The sequence below is a fragment of the Rhodanobacter fulvus Jip2 genome (assembly GCF_000264315.1).
Lineage (GTDB): Bacteria > Pseudomonadota > Gammaproteobacteria > Xanthomonadales > Rhodanobacteraceae > Rhodanobacter > Rhodanobacter fulvus.
The window spans coordinates 34,483-53,243 of record NZ_AJXU01000030.1 but is presented as its reverse complement, the minus strand read 5'-3'; the positions used below and the strand labels follow the sequence as shown (position 1 = coordinate 53,243).

Annotated in this window: 17 protein-coding genes; 13 read left to right on the top strand and 4 right to left on the bottom strand. The window is 66.0% G+C overall.

Annotated features, from left to right (window positions below):
- Positions 1 to 68 precede the first annotated feature (68 nt).
- From UU9_RS07920 to UU9_RS07890, 7 genes are all read left to right on the top strand, one after another.
- Positions 69 to 1,343 carry a M20 family metallopeptidase gene (locus UU9_RS07920; RefSeq protein ID WP_007081219.1) on the top strand — a complete coding sequence of 425 codons (1,275 nt, stop codon included), beginning with the start codon at positions 69 to 71 and terminating at the stop codon, positions 1,341 to 1,343.
- A gap of 36 nt (positions 1,344 to 1,379) precedes the next feature.
- Positions 1,380 to 2,036, top strand: a complete 657-nt coding sequence (locus UU9_RS07915; protein WP_202799813.1) for a trimeric intracellular cation channel family protein — start codon at positions 1,380 to 1,382, stop codon at positions 2,034 to 2,036.
- A 188-nt stretch (positions 2,037 to 2,224) separates the two neighbouring features.
- A complete protein-coding gene (locus UU9_RS07910; protein WP_007081217.1) occupies positions 2,225 to 3,634 on the top strand; it encodes a mercuric reductase in 1,410 nt (469 codons plus the stop codon).
- A 177-nt stretch (positions 3,635 to 3,811) separates the two neighbouring features.
- Positions 3,812 to 4,408 (top strand): anthranilate synthase component II, encoded by a 597-nt coding sequence (locus UU9_RS07905; protein WP_007081216.1) that lies wholly within the window; start codon positions 3,812 to 3,814, stop codon positions 4,406 to 4,408.
- Between the two features lie 17 nt (positions 4,409 to 4,425).
- Positions 4,426 to 5,469, top strand: coding sequence for an anthranilate phosphoribosyltransferase (gene trpD / locus UU9_RS07900; RefSeq protein ID WP_007081215.1), 1,044 nt, complete (start codon positions 4,426 to 4,428; stop codon positions 5,467 to 5,469).
- A gap of 193 nt (positions 5,470 to 5,662) precedes the next feature.
- On the top strand, positions 5,663 to 6,457 hold the full coding sequence (gene trpC, locus UU9_RS07895) for an indole-3-glycerol phosphate synthase TrpC (RefSeq protein WP_007081214.1): 795 nt from the start codon (positions 5,663 to 5,665) through the stop codon (positions 6,455 to 6,457).
- A gap of 5 nt (positions 6,458 to 6,462) precedes the next feature.
- Positions 6,463 to 7,158, top strand: a complete 696-nt coding sequence (locus tag UU9_RS07890; RefSeq protein ID WP_040670548.1) for an HAD family hydrolase — start codon at positions 6,463 to 6,465, stop codon at positions 7,156 to 7,158.
- Positions 7,159 to 7,236: 78 nt separating this feature from the next.
- Here UU9_RS07890 and crp read toward each other — a convergent pair whose 3' ends face one another.
- Positions 7,237 to 7,932 (bottom strand): cAMP-activated global transcriptional regulator CRP, encoded by a 696-nt coding sequence (gene crp / locus UU9_RS07885; protein WP_007081212.1) that lies wholly within the window; start codon positions 7,930 to 7,932, stop codon positions 7,237 to 7,239.
- A 248-nt stretch (positions 7,933 to 8,180) separates the two neighbouring features.
- Between crp and speD the strand changes: the two genes are divergently transcribed.
- Entirely contained in the window at positions 8,181 to 8,996 is an 816-nt protein-coding gene (gene speD / locus UU9_RS07880; protein WP_050982416.1) for an adenosylmethionine decarboxylase, read from the top strand.
- A 62-nt stretch (positions 8,997 to 9,058) separates the two neighbouring features.
- Here speD and UU9_RS07875 read toward each other — a convergent pair whose 3' ends face one another.
- Entirely contained in the window at positions 9,059 to 10,786 is a 1,728-nt protein-coding gene (locus UU9_RS07875; RefSeq protein ID WP_007081210.1) for an IlvD/Edd family dehydratase, read from the bottom strand.
- 167 nt (positions 10,787 to 10,953) lie between these two features.
- On the opposite strand from UU9_RS07875, the gene UU9_RS07870 reads away from it, so the two are divergent.
- Positions 10,954 to 11,763 (top strand): SDR family NAD(P)-dependent oxidoreductase, encoded by an 810-nt coding sequence (locus UU9_RS07870; RefSeq protein ID WP_007081209.1) that lies wholly within the window; start codon positions 10,954 to 10,956, stop codon positions 11,761 to 11,763.
- Between the two features lie 12 nt (positions 11,764 to 11,775).
- On the opposite strand, the gene UU9_RS07865 is transcribed toward UU9_RS07870, so the two are convergent.
- A complete protein-coding gene (locus tag UU9_RS07865) occupies positions 11,776 to 12,732 on the bottom strand; it encodes a LysR family transcriptional regulator (RefSeq protein WP_007081208.1) in 957 nt (318 codons plus the stop codon).
- A gap of 175 nt (positions 12,733 to 12,907) precedes the next feature.
- On the opposite strand from UU9_RS07865, the gene araD1 reads away from it, so the two are divergent.
- The 3 genes from araD1 (at position 12,908) to UU9_RS07850 (ending at position 16,789) form a co-directional block, all read left to right on the top strand.
- Positions 12,908 to 13,915 carry an AraD1 family protein gene (araD1, locus tag UU9_RS07860; protein WP_007081207.1) on the top strand — a complete coding sequence of 336 codons (1,008 nt, stop codon included), beginning with the start codon at positions 12,908 to 12,910 and terminating at the stop codon, positions 13,913 to 13,915.
- Positions 13,916 to 14,164: 249 nt separating this feature from the next.
- Positions 14,165 to 15,565 carry a sugar porter family MFS transporter gene (locus UU9_RS07855; RefSeq protein WP_040670565.1) on the top strand — a complete coding sequence of 467 codons (1,401 nt, stop codon included), beginning with the start codon at positions 14,165 to 14,167 and terminating at the stop codon, positions 15,563 to 15,565.
- A 75-nt stretch (positions 15,566 to 15,640) separates the two neighbouring features.
- Positions 15,641 to 16,789, top strand: a complete 1,149-nt coding sequence (locus tag UU9_RS07850; RefSeq protein WP_007081205.1) for an aldose epimerase family protein — start codon at positions 15,641 to 15,643, stop codon at positions 16,787 to 16,789.
- A gap of 54 nt (positions 16,790 to 16,843) precedes the next feature.
- Here the strand turns inward: UU9_RS07850 and UU9_RS07845 are convergent, their stop codons facing one another.
- Positions 16,844 to 17,722, bottom strand: a complete 879-nt coding sequence (locus tag UU9_RS07845) for a LysR family transcriptional regulator (RefSeq protein ID WP_202799812.1) — start codon at positions 17,720 to 17,722, stop codon at positions 16,844 to 16,846.
- Between the two features lie 139 nt (positions 17,723 to 17,861).
- On the opposite strand from UU9_RS07845, the gene UU9_RS07840 reads away from it, so the two are divergent.
- Positions 17,862 to 18,734, top strand: coding sequence for an aldo/keto reductase family oxidoreductase (locus tag UU9_RS07840; RefSeq protein WP_007081203.1), 873 nt, complete (start codon positions 17,862 to 17,864; stop codon positions 18,732 to 18,734).
- The last annotated feature ends 27 nt before the right edge of the window (positions 18,735 to 18,761 follow it).

Sequence of the window (18,761 nt, the reverse complement as noted above, 5' to 3'; positions counted from 1 at the left end):
GGCAGGCGCCGCGCCGTCGCCCGCCGCATGATGCTTCTTCACGTTTTCGAGCCTGGAATGCCCATCGCATGAATGACAAACCCACCCCTTCCGACGAAACGCTGCAAGACCACCTCCGCGCGCTGCTGCCGCGGCTGGAGGCGCTGTACACCGACATCCACGCGCATCCGGAACTGTCGATGCAGGAAACCCGCACCGCGGGCCTGGCCGCCGAGCACCTGCGCGCGGCCGGCTATGAAGTCAGCACCGGCGTCGGCAAGACCGGCGTGGTTGGCCTGTTGCGCAATGGCGACGGGCCGGTGGTGATGCTGCGCGCGGACATGGATGCACTGCCGGTGCAGGAAGCGACGGGCGCGGCGTATGCCAGCAAGGTCACGGCGGTCGACCACGAAGGCAACACCGTGCCGGTGATGCACGCCTGCGGCCACGACATGCATGTTGCCTGGCTGGTCGGCGCCACCACGCTGATGGCGCAGCATCGGGACAGCTGGAAGGGCACGCTGATGGCGGTGTTCCAGCCGGCGGAGGAAACCGCGCAAGGCGCGCAGGCAATGATCGACGACGGCCTGTTCCAGCGCTTTCCGAAACCCGACGTGGTACTGGGCCAGCACGTGATGGTGGGCCCGGCCGGCGCCATCGGCGGGCGCAAGGGCGTGATCACCTCCGCCGCCGACAGCCTGCAGATTCGGTTGTTCGGGCGCGGCGCGCACGGCTCGATGCCGCAGGCCAGCATCGACCCGGTGGTGATGGCGGCGTCGACGGTGCTGCGGCTGCAGACCATCGTCTCCCGCGAGCTGGCGCCGACCGAGGCGGCCGTGCTCACCATCGGTTCGCTGCAGGCCGGTACCAAGGAGAACGTGATCCCCGACGAGGCCGTCATCAAGCTCAACGTGCGCACCTTCGACGAGGGCGTGCGCAAGCGCGTACTGGCCGCCATCACCCGCATCGTCAACGCCGAGGCCGCGGCCTCGGGTGCGACGAAACCGCCGGAAATCACGCCGCTGGACAACTATTCGCTGGTGACCAACGACGACGACGCCACCACCAGGGTGGTCGATGCGTTCCGCAAGCACTTCCCTGCCGGGCGCATCCGCGAGACCGGGCCCACCTCGGCCAGCGAGGATTTCGGCTCGTTCGGCGCCGAGTGGAAGGTGCCGTCGGTATTCTGGTTCGTCGGCGGCACCGACCCGGACGCCTACGCGAAGGCGAAGGTCGAGAACCGGCTCAATGAAATCCCGACCAACCACAACCCGCGTTTCCTGCCGGTACTTCACCCCACCCTGGAGGTCGGCGTGGAAACGCTGATGGTGGCCGCGCGGGCGTGGCTGTCGGCAGCACGCTGAACGATGGCGCACGCGACCTTCGCCACCCAGGCCATGCTGCCGATCCTGCTGCAGGTGTTGGATCTGGGCGGCACCTTCGTCTTCGCCATCAGCGGTGCGATGGTCGCGGTCAGGCACCGGCTCGACATCTTCGGCGTGCTGGTGCTGGCGTTCGCGGCGGGCAATGCGGGCGGCATCACGCGCGACCTGATGATCGGCGCGGTGCCGCCGGCGGCGATTGCCGGCCTGACGTATGCGGGCGTGTCCGCGCTGGCCGGGTTGATCACCTTCCTCTGGTACCCGATGACCAACCGCCTGCGCAATGACGTGCGGTGGCTGGATGCGGTCGGGCTGGCGTTCTTTGCCGTAGCCGGCGCGCAGAAGGCGCTGGCCCACGGCATCGATCCGGTGATGGCGGCCCTGCTGGGCATGGTGACAGGTATCGGCGGCGGCATGCTGCGCGACGTGCTGGTATCCGACATCCCCACCGTGCTGCGCGCCGACCTGTACGCGCTGGCGGCGCTGGCCGGTGCCGGTGTGGTGGTGAGCGCACACCTGCTGCACCTCTCGCCGATGCTGGCTGCCGTGGCCGGCGGCGGCGTCTGCTTCGCGCTGCGTTTCATGGCGATCCGGCATGGCTGGCATTTGCCGACCTCACGGTCGATGCCTGCATCGGATGCGCCGCACCGCCGGCACCGCGACGAGGGGCGCTGAAGGTTGTGGTGCGCCTCGGCTTGCGCCTTCGCGCTACCTCCGTGTGCATGAAATACGAAATCCGCCAGCGGCGGATGCGACGTCTTCGACCGACCCGCTGCAGCGTCCTTCTGCCCGTGCAAACTGACGTTCAGTGAACACCGTATGGCGCAAGCTCTTTCGAATGTGATCCCGCCGGGAGCGACACCGTGTCCAAGCCGCAGCACTACGATTTCCTCATCCTCGGCAGCGGCGAATCCGGCAAGTATCTGGCATGGACCATGGCCAAGGCCGGCCATCGTGTGGCGGTGGTCGAGCGCCGCTGGGTCGGCGGCTCCTGCCCGAACATCGCCTGCCTGCCGAGCAAGAACGTCATCTACAGTGGGCACGTGGCGTCGCTGTTTCGTCGCGGCCAGGAGTTTGGCCTTGCCGCGGGGCCGGTCAGTGTCGACATGGCGGCGGTCCGCGCGCGCAAGCGCAAGATGGTCGACGAGCTGATCGCGGTCCACCGCAAGAACTACGCCGACAGCGGTGCGGAGCTGATCATGGGCGAGGGCCGCTTTGTCGCCCCGCGGACGATCGAGGTGCAACTGCAGCAAGGCGGCACCCGCCTGCTGAGCGGGGAGCGCGTGTATCTGAATCTCGGTACGCGGGCGGCGATCCCTGATGTACCCGGCCTGCGCCAGTCCTCCCCGCTCACGCATGTCGAAGCACTCGAACTCGATCACGTGCCGGAGCACCTCATCGTGCTGGGCGGCGGTTATGTCGGCCTCGAGTTCGCCCAACCGATGCGGCGCTTCGGCAGTCGCGTCACGGTGGTGGAACACGGCCCGCAACTGGCCGGCCGCGAGGACCCCGATGTGGCCCGGTTGCTGCTGCGACGCTTTGCCGACGAGGGCATTGATGTCGTGCTGAATGCCAGGCCGGTCAAGGTCGAGGGGCGCTCGGGTGACAGCGTCCGCTTTCAGGTGCATACCGCAACGGGCGAGCGGATCATCGAGGGCAGCGACATCCTGGTGGCGGCCGGACGCACACCAAATACGCAGGCGATCGGCCTCGACGCGGCAGGTGTGAACCTGGATGAGCGGGGCTACGTGCAGGTCAACGAACGGCTGGAGACGAGTGCGCCCGGAGTGTGGGCGATGGGCGACTGCGCAGGCAGCCCGCAGTTCACCCACGTTGCGTTCGACGATTTCCGGGTGGTCAGGGACAACCTCGCCGGTGGCGATCGCACGACACGGGACCGACTGGTGCCGTATGGCATGTTCACCGACCCGGAACTCGGACGGGTCGGTCTGAACGAGGTGGCGGCGCAGCGTGCCGGCATCGCCTATCGGGTCGCCCGAACGCCGATGGCGGCGGTGCTGCGCACCCGCACATTGTCCGAGACGGGCGGATTTCTCAAGGCGCTGGTGGCCGTCGACAGCGATCGCCTGCTCGGCTTCACCGCGCTGGGGGCGTCCGGCGGTGAAGTGATCGCGGTGGTGCAGACCGCGATGCTGGCCGGTCTCCCTTATACCGCGTTGCGCGACACCATCTTCGCGCATCCGACGATCGCCGAAGGTCTCACGGTGCTGTTTGCAAACGCCCCCGTCGCACCCACAGCGGCGGTGCAGTGAAACCAGGCACCGCTGCCGCGCGGTTCGGCGGCGGCAGATGCCTGCAAGGCCGATGCATGCGAAAATGGCCGCCTTGCACGGATTTGGCAATCAGCAGGCGTGCCGGCCCCGGCTGGATCGGCGGCTGAGGCGAGACCGTGGTAAAGATAAACCGGCAATCACTGGGACGCGCGCGAAATGCTGCTGATGATCGACAACTACGACAGCTTTACCTACAACCTCGTGCAGTACCTGGGCGAGCTGGGGCAGGAGGTGAAGGTGGTGCGCAACGATGCGCTGGACGTGGCCGGCATCCGGGCGTTGCGGCCCGAGCACATCATGATCTCGCCGGGGCCCGGCACGCCGGACGATGCCGGGGTGACGCTGGATCTGCTGCGCGGTCTGGCCGGCGAGATTCCGGTGTTCGGCGTATGCCTGGGGCATCAGGCGATCGGGCAGGCGTTCGGCGGCAAGGTGATTCGCGCCAAGCAGATCATGCACGGCAAGATTTCGCCGGTGCGCCATCGCGGGCAGGGTGTGTTCGCGGGCTTGCCTGATCCGTTCGAAGCCACGCGCTACCACTCGCTGGTGGTGGAGCAGTCGTCGTTGCCCGATTGCCTGGACGTCACCGCGTGGACGGAAAATGCGGACGGCTCGATCGACGAGATCATGGGCCTGCGCCACAAGGCGCTGCCGATCGAAGGCGTGCAGTTCCACCCCGAGTCGATCCTGACCCAGCACGGTCACGACCTGTTGCGCAATTTCCTCGGCCTGCCGCTGAAGCTGGCGGCATGAGCATGCCGGCCGAGGACATGGCGATCACGCCACGCGAAGCGCTGCAACGCACGATCGAACACCGCGAGATTTTCCACGACGAGATGATCTCGCTGATGCGCCAGATCATGCGCGGCGAGGTGAGCGACCTGATGACGGCGGCGATCATCACCGGCCTGCGGGTGAAAAAGGAAACCATCGGCGAGATCACCGGCGCGGCGCGGGTGATGCGCGAACTGTCGCTGAAAGTGCCGCTGGCGGGCACGAATGATCGCCACCTGCTGGACATCGTGGGCACCGGCGGCGACGGCGCGTCCAGCTTCAACATCTCCACCGCTTCGATGTTCGTGGCCGCGGCGGCCGGCGCTCGCGTGGCCAAGCACGGCGGACGCAGCGTGTCGTCGAAATCCGGCAGCGCCGATGTGCTGGAGGCGCTGGGTGCGGTGATCGACCTGAATCCCGCGCAGGTTGCCCAGTGCATGGCCGAGACCGGCATCGGCTTCATGTTCGCGCCCAACCATCATCCGGCCATGAAAATCGTGGCGCCGGTGCGCAAGGAAATGGGTGTGCGCACGCTGTTCAACATCCTGGGCCCGCTGACCAACCCGGCCGGCGCGCCCAACATCCTGATGGGCGTGTTCCATCCCGACCTGGTCGGTATCCAGATTCGCGTGCTGCAGGCGCTGGGCGCGCAGCGGGCGCTGGTGGTGTGGGGCCGCGACGGCATGGACGAGATCTCGCTGGGCGCCTGCACGCTGGTGGGCGAACTGCGCGATGGCGTGGTGCGCGAGTACGAAGTGGAGCCGGAGGATTTCGGCCTGGCCATGGCCTCCAGCCGCAACCTCAAGGTGGAGGACGCGCGGGAATCGAAGGCGATGCTGTTGCAGGCGCTCACCGGCGAGCCGGGCGTGCCGCACGACATCGTCTGCCTCAATGCCGGTGCGGCGCTGTACGCCGCCGGTGTGACCGACGGCATCGACGCCGGCATCGAACGGGCCAGGGCCGCGATTGCCAGCGGCGCCGCCCATGCGAAAATGGACGCGTTCATCGCCACGACCCGCCGCCTTGCCGGTTTGTCCTAGGAGTCTGTCGGACTTTGGTTGGCCGGTCTGCGAATCCGTCTGTGTGGTCCATATTCCCGCCGATCCTTGGTCCATAGCACCACTATGGACCGGCGAATCGGCGAAAATCTGTCCTCACACAGCCGAATTCTCGACGTGACCACCAAAGCCCGACAGACTCCTAGCTACGCCTTACCCCAATAGCGAGCACGCCATGACCGACATCCTCAACCGGATCCTTGCCCGCAAGCAGGAGGAAATCGCCGAGCGCAGCGCCCAGCTGTCGGTGGCGGAGTTGACGGCGCGCATCGCGGACCTGCCTGCCACCCGCGGTTTCGCCGCGGCGATGGAGGCCAAGATCGACGCCGGACTGCCGGCGGTGATCGCCGAGGTGAAAAAGGCCAGCCCCAGCAAGGGCGTGATCCGCGCCAACTTCGATCCGGCTGCCATCGCGCGCAGCTATGAAGCCGCCGGCGCCGCCTGCCTGTCCGTGCTGACCGACAAGGATTTCTTCCAGGGCAGCGAGGCCTTCCTGCAGCAGGCGCGCGCCAACTGTTCGCTGCCGCTGCTGCGCAAGGATTTCATCATCGATCCGTACCAGGTGCACGAAGCCCGCGCGATCGGCGCCGACTGCATCCTGCTGATCGTGTCCGCGCTGGATGACGACGTGTTGCTGGAGCTTTCCCTGCTGGCGTCCGAACTGGATTTGGACGTGTTGTGCGAAGTGCACGACGAGGACGAGCTGGAGCGCGCGCTGGCCTTGCCGGTGCCGCTGATCGGCGTCAACAACCGCAACCTGCGCACCTTCGAGACCTCGCTGGAAACCACGCTGTCGCTGCAGGCGTTGATGGAGTACGACCGCATCATGGTGGCCGAGTCGGGCATCCACACGCCGGAGGACGTGGCGCGTTTGCGCGAGGGCGGCGTGCAGGCCTTCCTGGTCGGCGAGGCGTTCATGCGGGCGGAAAACCCCGGCAACGAACTGCAGCGGCTGTTCGCCACCGCCTGATCGCCATGTCTCCCGATGAAACCTCATCTCCGGTGACGCCGCCGGACGCCGCCCTCGCGCGCGTGGTGCTGTTCGATTTCGACGGCGTATTGATGCATGGCGATGCCTTCGCCCTGTTTGCCCGCGAGCGCTATGCGCGTTCGCTGGGCTGCAAGCTGATGGCGCTGCTGTGCGCGCCGGGACTGATCCTGCTGCTGCCGTTTTCGCGGAACTGGCCGTTGCGCCTGCTGGCGCGCATTGCATTGCTGGGCATGAGCGAGCGCACCTACCAGCGCAAGGCGGAGGCGTTCGCCAGCGTGCTGGTGCGTCGCCCGCGCCAGTTCTGCCGCGACGGCGTGCGTGCGTTGCGGCAGCACCAGGCGGCCGGCGATCGGGTGATCGTGGTCACCGGCTGCGAGCACCATCTGGTCAGCAGCATGCTCTCGCAACTGGGTTTGACCGGTATCGAAATCGTGGCCTCGCAGTTGCGCCCCAGCGCGATCGGCATGCGCCTGCTGCGCCACAACGTGGGCGCGCGCAAGGTGAAGTCGCTGGCGCAATACGGGGTCAGCGAATGGCAGCTGGCCTACAGCGATTCGCTGCAGGATGCGCCGATGCTGAAGCCCGCCGCCGAAGCCGTGCTGGTCAATGGCACGCCGCGGCTGTGCAAGAAAATGGAGAAGGCGCTGGGCCGGGCGGTGACGCGGGTGGCCTGGTATTGAGTGGGGGCGGCTGAAGCCGCTCCCACAAAAGTGCTGCTGCCGACGAGGCGCTTCGGTGAGCCATTGCGCCTGGCACGCTCAGCGCGTGCCGCGCACCACGATGGTCTTGCCGGACACGTCGATCATCCGCTGCTCTTCCAGCTGCTTCAGCACGCGCCCGACCATCTCGCGCGAACAACCCACGATGCGGCTCACTTCCTGGCGCGAAATGCGGATCTGGGTGCCGTCGGGGTGGGTCATCGCATCGGGCTCCTGGCACAGGTCCAGCAGCGTGCGCGAGATGCGGTTGTTGACGTCCATGAATGCCATGCGGCTGACCTGGCGCGAGGTGCGCAGCAGCCGGTGGGTGAGCTGCGAGCCGATCGCGCAGAGGATCTTGGGGCATTCCTCGCGCAGCGGCCCTTCCATCAACTGGTACAGCCGCTCGTAGCTGACCTCGGCCATCTCGCAGGGCGTGCGTGTTCGCACCACCGATTCCCGTGCCGCCTGCGCCACGAACAACCCCATCTCGCCGATGAACTGGCCACGGTTGATGTAGGCCAGGATCAGTTCGCGCCCCTGCTCATCCTCGGTGCAGACGGCTAGCGAACCCTCGATCACGTAATACAGCGTGTTGGCCGGGTCGCCGGGGCGGATGATCGCGGTCTTGCCCGGGTAGCGGCGGCGATGGCACAGCGCCAGGAAGCGCTCCATCGAGGCCGGATCGGGTGCGAAACCTAGTGGCGCCTGCGAGCTTTCGAAAGCTTGCTGAAGTTGATATTTGAGCTGGGCCAATTCAGTTTTCCCCTACTGGTAAATTCACGCGTCTGTCGCGGTGCCGTTTCCGTCCCCTGCCGCCAGCTAAACATTATGGCAAACAAGAACGTCTTGCGGAGGTTCTGTTTTACCGCCTTTTGCCCCATACTTCGCGGTCTTTCGGCGGCGCCGAGCCTGCGCCTGCCGATTGCGAGGGTCGCGTCAGGTTTCAGCCTGCGCTTCAATACGATTCAGCGGGGACCCTTGTCGCTAACCCGCCTCTACAGCTGACCGAGCCTTTCGGTCATGGAGAGCCGCTTGTGAAACCACTTCCCCGCCTACGCCTGCAGGGTTTCAACAACCTGACCAAGGCGTTGAGCTTCAACATCTACGACATCTGCTACGCGGTGTCCGAGGATCAGCGCCGTCGCTACATCGAGTACATCGATGAGCAGTACGACGCCGACCGCCTGACCCAGATACTCACCGACGTGGCCGAGATCATCGGCGCCAACATCCTCAATATCGCACGCCAGGATTACGATCCGCAGGGCGCTTCGGTGACGATGCTGATTTCCGAAGAGCCGGTGGTGGAGAAGCTGGGCCGCGACTCGATCGCGGGCGCCGTGGTGGCGCACATGGACAAGAGCCACATCACCGTCCACACCTATCCGGAAACGCACCCGCACAACGGTATCGCCACCTTCCGCGCCGATATCGACGTGGCCACCTGCGGCGTGATCTCGCCGCTGAAGGCGTTGAACTACCTGATCGACAGCTTCGAGTCGGACATCGTGGTGTGCGACTACCGCGTGCGTGGCTTCACCCGCGACGTGAAGGGCAAGAAGCACTTCATCGACCACAAGATCAACTCGGTGCAGGACTATCTGGCCAAGCACATCCGCCAGAAGTACGAGATGTTCGACGTCAACGTGTACCAGGAAAACATGTTCCACACGAAGATGCACATCAAGGACTTCGACCTGGACACCTACCTGTTCGAGTCGCATGCCGACGACCTCTCGTTCAAGGAGCGCCAGCGGATTGAATCGCTGGTCAGTCGCGAGATCGAGGAACTGTTCCACGGCCGCAACCTGATGTGACAAAAAACCCGCCGAAAGGCGGGTTTTTTTTGCGGCGTGGTCGCGCTCGGCGTCAGGCCGGCTCAGTGCGAATCGCGCGGCACCTCGCTGCCGCTGCCGCCGACCAGGATGTCCAGGTCCGCACCGAGGTTGGCCTGCTGCACGTGGTCCACGTAGAGCTTGTACCAGCCGCGCTTGGGAACCTCGGGCGCCTTCCACAGCGCGCGCCGCCGTGCCAGTTCCTCGTCGGTGACATCCAGATGGATGCGTCGGCCGGCCACGTCGAGTTCGATCATGTCGCCGTTCTGCACCAGTGCCAGCGGTCCGCCGGCAGCCGCTTCGGGCGAGGTGTGCAGCACCACGGTGCCGTAGGCGGTGCCGCTCATGCGGCCATCGGAGATGCGCACCATGTCGGTGATGCCGCGCTTGAGCAGCTTGGGCGGCAGCGGCATGTTGCCCACTTCGGCCATGCCCGGATAACCGCGCGGGCCGCAGTTCTTCAGCACCATCACGCAATGCTCGTCGATGTCCAGCGCGTCGTCGTCGATGCGCGCATTCAGGTCCTCGATGTTCTCGAACACCACGGCACGGCCGCGATGCTGCAGCAGGTGCGTGGACGCCGCCGACGGCTTGATCACCGCGCCATCCGGCGCCAGGTTGCCGCGCAGCACGGCGATGCCGGCTTCGGGCTTGAACGGTTCGCTGGTGGTCATGATGACGTCGCGATTCCAGCACGGCGCCGAGGCTACGTTTTCACCCAGCGTCTTGCCGTTCACGGTCAGCGCGCCCAGGTGCAGGTGCGCGGAAATTTCGCGCAGCACCGCGGGCAGGCCGCCAGCGTAGTAGTAGTCCTCCATCAGGTGCTCGCCGGACGGTTGCAGGTTGACCAGGCAGGGGAGTTTGGAGCCCAGGTCGTCCCAGTCCTGCAGCGTCAGCGGCACGCCCAGGCGACCGGCCATGGCCAGCAGGTGGATGACCGCGTTGGTCGAACCGCCGATGGCGGCATTGGCGCAGATGGCATTCTCGAAGGCGTTGCGCGTCATGATCTTCGACATGCGCAGATCCTCGTGCACCATCTGCACGATGCGCCGTCCGCTCAGTTGCGCCAGCCGGTAGCGGCGCGAATCCACGGCGGGGATGGCGGCGTTCTCGGGCAGCGACATGCCCAGCGCCTCGACCATGTTGGCCATGGTGGAGGCGGTGCCCATGGTCATGCAGCTGCCGCCCTTGGAGCGGTGCATGCACGACTCGGCCTCGACGAAATCGTCCTGGCTCATTTCCCCGGCGCGGACCATTTCCGACATCTTCCACACGCCGGTACCCGAGCCGATCTTCTGCCCGCGCCAGCGGCCGGTGAGCATCGGGCCGCCGGACACGCCGATGGTGGGCAGGTCGCAGCTGGCCGCGCCCATCATCAGTGACGGTGTGGTCTTGTCGCAGCCCATCAACAGCACCACGCCATCGATCGGATTGGCGCGGATGGATTCCTCGACATCCATGCTGGCGAGGTTGCGGAACAGCATGGCGGTGGGGCGCATCTGGGTCTCGCCCAGCGACATCACCGGAAACTCCAGCGGAAAGCCGCCCGCTTCGTAGATGCCGCGCTTCACGTATTCGGCCAGCTCGCGGAAATGCCCGTTGCACGGCGTCAGTTCCGACCAGGTATTGCAGATGCCGATCACCGGCCGACCATCGAAAAGGTCGCTGGGATAGCCCTGGTTTTTCAGCCAGCTTCGGTAGAGGAAGCCGCTCTTGCCTTCGTGGCCGAACCAGGATTGGCTGCGTCTTTTCGTGTCTTTGGGAGAAGTCATGGGGTTAGCGATGTCCTTTGCTGGGGGATCCGTGGATCCGCTGGCGCGCCTGTGAAAACCGGCTTTACAGGCGGCAGACTACAGGGCATATTGATACAAATAAAATAATATTTATAGCGTTATCGATACATATAAATGTATCGAAAGAACGGTGGAGATCGTTACCCATGCAGGCATCATCCGCTCGGCAGCAGGGCAGTGGCGCGACCCTTGGCGACACGCTTTATCCGGACCTGCGCTCGCGGCGGGTGTTCATCACCGGCGGCGGCAGCGGCATCGGTGAAGCATTGGTGGAAGCGTTCGTGCGCCAGGGTGCGCAGGTGGCGTTTGTCGATATCAATGCCACGGTGAGCGAGGCCCTGGTCGAGCGGCTGCGCGCGCAGGGTCTTGGCCCCGCGCCATGGTGGCGGCGCTGCGACGTGACCGATGTGCCGTCGTTGCAGCAGGCGATCGCCGACGCGGCGCAGGCGTTGGGCACGTTCGACGTGCTGGTGAACAACGTGGGCAGCGACGATCGCCATGCGCTTGAGGACGTCACGCCGGACTATTGGGACCAGCGCATCGGCGTCAACCAGCGCGCGGCGTTTTTTGCGATCCAGTCGGTGGTGCCGGGCATGCGCGAGCAGGGGCGCGGCTCCATCATCAACCTGGGTTCGACCGGATGGCAGACCAAGAACGCGGGCTACCCCTGCTATGCCACCGCCAAATCGTCGATGAACGGCATGATGCGCGGCATGGCCAAGGCGCTGGGCGAGCATCGCATCCGCATCAACGTGCTCAGCCCCGGCTGGGTGATGACGGAGCGCCAGATCACGCAGTGGCTGGATGCCGAGAGCGAGCAGGAGCTGATGAAGAACCAGTGCCTTCCCGACAAGGTGATGCCCGAGGACATCGCGTCGATGGCGCTGTTTCTCGCCTCGGACGCCTCGCGCGCCTGCACCGCGCAGGAATTCGTGGTCGACGCGGGCTGGACCTGACCGCCGCGTTGATCAATCGAGCCGCGGCAACCCGTAGACGTCGCTGGCGGCCTGCTTCAGCGCCGTCAGCATGCATCGGGCCGCCGGTGACAGCAGCCAGTCCTTGCGCGTGATGATGCCGAAATCGTCCATCTTGCAGGCCAGTTCCACCGGCACCTGCGCTATGACGCCGTGCGCCACGTAGTACTCGGCCGCATCGGTGGGGATCACGCTGATGTAATCCGTGCGCCGCAACATGTTGAGCACGAACACCAGCGCCGTCGATTCGATCAGCCGCTCGGGCAAGGCCAGCCCGGTATTGTGGAACAGCAGCTCGAACCGGTGCCGCAGCACGCTGCCGGGTGGCGGCACGATCCAGCCGTATCGCGCCATGTCGGCCAGGGAGGGTTTCTTCAGGGCCAGGATCGGGTGGTCGGGGCTGACGATGGCGCAGATCTTTTCCTCGGCCAGCGCCTGGTAGTGCAGCTGGCTCTTGTCGTGGCGGGCAAAGAGCCGGGCAACGAGGATGTCCAGCTTGCGTTGCGCCAGGCGTTCCATCAGCACGTCGCTGCTCTCCACCAGCATCGAGACGCGCAGCAGGGGGCGCTCCTGCAAGGCGCGCTTGATGGCTTCGGGAATCAGCGTGACCGCCGGCCCCTGGATGGCGCCCACGCGCACAGTGCCGGCGTAGCCTTCCTTCAGCGATTCGATCTCGTCGCCGGCTTCCCCGAGGCTGGCCAGCGCGATGCGCGCATGGCGGATCATCACCTCGCCGTACAAGGTGGCGCGCATGCCGCGCGGCATGCGTTCGAACAGCGGCACCTCCATCAGGTCTTCGAGGTCCTTGAGCAGTTTCGATGCCGCCGGTTGCGACACGTCCAGCGACTCCGCCGCCCGGTGGATATTGCCCTGCTCATCGATGGCGACCAGCAGCAGCAACTGCCGCGTCTTCAGTCGCGCGCGCAGAAACCACGGTTTTTCCTGGGACACAACGGACACTCCTGCACGAAAAACAACATACGCGTTTAGGTATCACTTGACCTAAAAGCCATATTTGTTGTGTATACATGGCCCCGGCAGAATGGGCAATGATCCGCAGCCAGGCCTGGCTTGCTCCCGCCGCCCGACCTTGGCCAGGCGCGTTCCCCAGCTTCAGGATGTTTGTATGCGATTGATCCAGTTCGTCGACGATGCCCGGACGCCCCGGGTGGGCGAGGTCGATGCCAGCGGCGCCACCGTGAAGGCGTTGGCCGGCGCGCAGACCCTGTACGCCCTGGCGCAGGAGGCGCTGGCTTCGGGCCAGTCACTGGCCGCGCTGATCGGCGCCCGACCGCGCGACGAATCGTTCGACTACGCCGAGCTGCTTGCCAACGGCCGCGTGCTGCCGCCGCTGCAGCACCCCGACCCCGCCCATTGCCTGGTGACCGGCACCGGCCTGACCCATACCGGCAGCGCCGCCACCCGCGATGCCATGCATCAGGAAGCCAGGCCGAAGGTCGAAGAGGAAACGCTGACCGATTCGATGCGCATGTTCCGCTGGGGCCTGGAGGGCGGCCGCCCGACCGACGGTCGTCCCGGCGTGCAGCCGGAGTGGTTCTACAAGGGCAATGGCCACATCGTCGTGGGCACGGGCGCGGCGCTGTCGTCGCCCGGCTTCGCGCTGGATGGGGGCGAGGAACCGGAGTTGGTCGGCATCTATCTGGTCGACGACACGGGTACGCCGCGGCGCCTGGGCTTCGCGCTGGGCAACGAGTTCTCCGACCACGTGACCGAGCGGCAGAACTACCTCTATCTCGCCCACTCGAAACTGCGCCAGTGCGCGGTGGGGCCGGAATTGTGGACCGGCGAGCTGCCGGACGACCTGCGCGGGCAGAGCCGCATCCGCCGCCAGGGCAAGGTGATCTGGGAAAAGCCCTTCGTCACCGGCGAGGCGAACATGTGCCACACGCTGGACAATCTTGAATACCACCACTTCAAGTACGCCGCCCACCGCCGTCCGGGCGACGTCCACCTGCACTTCATGGGCACGGCAACGCTGAGCTTCGCCGACGGCATCCGGGTGGAGCCGGGCGACGAGTTCGAGATCGAGCTGCCGGCGATGGGCGCGCCGCTGCGCAATACGTTGCAGGTCGCCGAGGACGATTTTTCGATCGGTGGCGTGCAGCCGCTGTAGGTTGGACGCCCTGAAGACATGCCGGCACTTCATCGCTGGCAAGGGATCGATTTACGGCGCAAGGGAACACGGACGGTACGCGGCGGAGTTCTACACGGCGGTGAAGGCGGCCTGCACGGTGGCCTGATACCGCAGATCGGAGTTGCGTGTGCATCCCGCGGGGAGCGGGGCGGCACCTGTATCGACAGCACCACATAACCGGTTTCGAAGGGGAAGAACATGTATCAGTCCGACAGTGAGGCAACCGCCGTGACGCCTCTCGATGTACCCACGGGGCAGCGCAGGAAACCCCTGCCCATCATCTACATCGTGGGGCCCATCGCCGCCCTTGCCGGCTTGCTGTTCGGCATGGACATCGGCGTGATCTCGGGTGCATTGCCGCTGATCGCCGAAGCGTTTCACGCCTCCGACCTCGTCCAGGAAATGATCGTCGCCGCGATGATGGCCGGCGCGGCGGTGGGTGCGATCGGCGGCGGCTGGCTGTCGCATCGCTTCGGGCGCCGGGTGACCCTGCTGATCAGCGGCGTGATCTTCGTGGTGGGCGCGGTTGGTTGCGCCGTGGCGATGTCGGCGAACACGCTGATCGTCATGCGCGGCCTGCTGGGTATCGCGGTGGGCATCTCGTCCTACATCGCACCGATCTACCTGTCGGAGATGTCGCCCGAGCGCAATCGCGGCGCGCTGATCGCCAGTTACCAGTTGTCGATCATGATCGGCATCCTGCTGGCCTATCTGATCGGTGCGGGACTCAGCTATTCCGGCAACTGGCGCCTGATGCTGGGCTCGATGGCGCCGCTGGCGGCGATCCTGGTGGTCACGATGTTCTTCCTGCCCACCAGCCCGCGCTGGTTGATGTCCAAGAAGCGGGATGACGAAGCGCGTGCCGTCCTGCTGAAACTGAGGGAAAACGATGTCGGCGTGGCGGAGGCGGAGATGGCGGCCATCAGCGTGAGCCTGCAGGTGGAGGGCAACGGCTTCAAGTTGTTCCGCACGAATCCGAATTTCCGCCGCTCCACCTTCCTTGGCATGCTGCTGCAGTTCATGCAGCAGTTCACCGGCGCCAACGTGATCCTGTATTACGCGCCGAAGATCCTGGGCCTGGCCGGCATCGCCACCGGGGCCAACCGCATGTGGGGCACGGTCGCCATCGGCGCGCTGATGGTGCTGGCCACCTTCATCGCCATCAACCAGGTCGATCGCCTGGGCCGCAAGCCGTTGCTGTACATCGGCTACTCGGTCATGGGGCTGTGCATGCTGGGCATGGCGGCGCTGTTCCATGTGGGGCTGGGGTCCGGGCATTCCGCCGCCATCGCCATCGCGCTGCTGGTCGCGTTCGTGATCGCCTATGCGATGTCCGCCGCACCGGTGGTGTGGATCCTGTGTTCGGAGATCCAGCCGCTGAACGGTCGCGACTTCGGCGTGTCCTGCTCGACGGTGACCAACTGGGTCAGCAACTTTGTCGTCGGCGCCACCTTCCTGTCGCTGCTGACGGCGCTGGGTACCGGGCCCACGTTCGCCCTCTATGCGGTGCTCAACTTCCTGTTCATCGGCCTGGTCTGGCAGCTGTTGCCGGAGACCAAGGGCGTGACCCTGGAGAACATCGAACGCAAGCTGATGTCCGGTGTACGCCTGCGCGATATCGGCATCTGACGGCGTGCGCCTCGCGGCCGGCTGGCTCGCGAGGCGCGCACGATGCCGTTCCATTCCACTGCGAGGAGCCTGTCCGTGAAGAATCCCCATCGCCATCTGATGCTGAGCCTCGCCTGCGCGCTGTTGCTGCCGAGTGCCGCGCTGGCCACGTCCGCCACGCGTTCCAGTTTTGGTTCGATGCCCGACGGCAGCAAGGTCGAGGCGGTCAATCTGCAGAACGAGCACGGCACCAGCGTCACGGTGATCGCCTACGGCGCGCGGGTGCAGTCGCTCATCACGCCTGACCGCAACGGGAAACTGGCGGATGTGGCGCTGGGCTACAACACGATGGACGGCTATCTGTCCAAACGCCAGTTCTTCGGTGCCACCGTCGGCCGCTTCGCCAACCGCATCGACAAGGGCCAGTTCACGCTTGATGGCGTGCACTACCAGCTCACCCTCAACGACGGCCCCAACTCGCTGCACGGGGGAACCGGCGGTCTCGACACGCGGCTGTGGAAGGTCACCTCCGTGAAGCAGGGCCCCACGGCCAGCGTCACGCTGAGCGACGTCAGCCCCGACGGCGACCAGGGCTATCCCGGCCGCCTGACGGTCACGGTCACGTACTCGCTGAGCGAGGACAATCAGCTGACCATCGACCACCGCGCCACCACGGACAAGACGACCATCGTCAACCTGTCCAACCACACCTACTGGAACCTCGACGGCGAGGGCTCGGGTACGGCGATGGATCAACGGCTGATGATCCCGGCGGACGAAATCACGCCGGTGAACGACACGTTGATCCCGACCGGTGCTTTCCTTGCCGTGGCCGGCACGCCTTACGATTTCCGCCGGGCCAAGGCGATCGGCAAGGACGTCCGCGATGGCCGCTCGCAGCAGTTGATGACGGGCAAGGGCTATGACATGAACTGGGTGATCAGCCACGCGAAGAGCGCCAAGCCGCGGCTGGTGGCGCAGGTGGAATCGCCCGACAGCGGCCGCGTGCTGCGCCTGTATTCGGATCAGCCGGGCTTGCAGTTCTATTCCGGCAACTTCCTCGACGGCACCACGGTGGGCAAATCCGGGCACACGTATCGCCAGGGCGATGCCTTCGTGCTGGAGCCGCAGCTGTTCCCCGATACGCCGAACCACCCCGAGTTCGGTTCCGCCGTGTTGAAGCCGGGGCAGGTGTACGAAAACCGCATGGTCTATCGCTTCTCGACCGACAAGGGCGGCAAGTGATCCGCACTGTCCGCACGTTGTGACGAAAACCCCGCGAAAGCGGGGTTTTTCATGTCAACCGTTCGCCTTGATGAAGTCGATGAAGGCGCGCAGCGGTGCCGGCACCAGTCGCCGTCCGGGGTAATAAAGAAAGGGGCCGGGGAAGGACAGCCACCACGGCTCCAGCACCGCCTCCAGCACGCCGCTGTCCAACTGCGGACGGATCCAGTCCTCGAACATGGCCACGATGCCACAGCCGGCGACCGCCGCGTCGACGGCCAGGTCGGAGGCGCCGCCCATGCGCACCACCAGCGGCCCGGTCGGTTCCACCAGCACGGTTTCGCCGTCCTTCTCGAACTCCCAGGCGGGCATGTTGCCGCTGGCGAAACGGCCGCGCAGGCAGGCGTGGGCGAGCAGGTCGCGCGGATGCTGCGGACGGCCGTGGCGGTCCAGGTAGGCCGGCGATGCCGCCGTGGCGAAGCGCTGCACGCGAGGCCCGATCGGCACCGCGATCATGTCCTGCTCCAGCCGCTCGTCGTAGCGGATGCCCGCGTCGCAGCCGGCGGCCAGCACGTCGATGAAGCTCTCATCGGTGAGCACCTCCAGGCGGATCTCGGGATAGGCCGCCAGGAACGGTGGCACGATGGCGGGCAACACCAGCCGCGAGGCGCTCATCGGCACGTTGAGTCGCAAGGTGCCCGCGGGACGCTCGCGAAAACGGTTGACCACGTCCAGCGCGCCGTCCACCTCGGCCAGCGCGGGGCGCAGACGCTCCAGCAAGCCCTTGCCGGCTTCGGTCGGCGCCACGCTGCGCGTGGTGCGGTGGAGCAGGCGCACGCCGAGCTGCGTTTCGAGCCGGCGCACCGCCTCGCTGAGCATGGACGCACTGCCACCGCTGAGACGCGCGCCTTCACGGAAACCGCCGGCGGTCGCCACGGTCACGAACGCGTTCAGATCGGCCAGGTTGGGTTTCATCGTCTTCTCCGCCGGATCTTCATTGTGCGGAAAACAGCACAAGTCGTGCGGATTGTCCCCGCTTATCGCCGTATTCGACAGGTCCTAGGCTTTGGTTTCCCTCGACAGGAGACAGCTCATGCCCCACATCACGAAGTCAGGCACCTTCCAGCTCGGCGATCGCCGCGTCCACCGCATGGGCTACGGCGCGATGCAACTGGCCGGCCCCGGCGTGTTCGGTCCGCCGCGCGATCGCGACGCCGCACTGGCCGTGTTGCGTGCCGCGGTCGAAAGCGGTGTCGACCATATCGACACCAGCGATTTCTACGGTCCGCACGTCACCAACCGGCTGATCCGCGACGCGCTGCATCCGTATCGCGACGATCTGGTCATCGTCACCAAGATCGGTGCGCGGCGCGACGACAAGGGAGGCTGGCTGCCCGCGTTTTCGCGCCAGGAGCTGACCGCCGCCGTGCACGACAACCTGCGCAACCTGGGTCTGGAGGCGCTCGACGTGGTCAACCTGCGCATCATGTTCGACGCGCATGGGCCGGCCGAAGGCTCGATCGCGGAGCCCCTCTCGGTGCTCGCCGACCTGCAACGGCAAGGCCTGGTGCGCCATGTCGGCCTCAGCAACGTCACGCCCACGCAAGTCACGGAGGGCCGCGGCATCTGCGAGATCGTCTGCGTGCAGAACCTCTACAACCTCGTGCACCGCGACGACGACGCCCTGATCGACGACCTGGCCCGCGCCGGCATCGCCTATGTGTCGTTTTTCCCGCTGGGCGGGTTCAACCCGCTGCAATCCGCGACGCTGTCCGCCGTGGCTGCCCGCCTCGGCGCCACACCGACGCAGGTGGCGCTGGCGTGGCTGCTGGCCCGCGCGCCGAACATCCTGGCGATCCCCGGCACGTCGTCGGTCGACCACCTGCGCGAGAACCTGGCGGCGGCCGATCTGGTGTTGAGCGCCGAAGTGCGAAGCGAGCTGGATGCCGTGGCGAAGGCGGGTTGACGTTGTCGGGGTGGGCGACCGGTACCT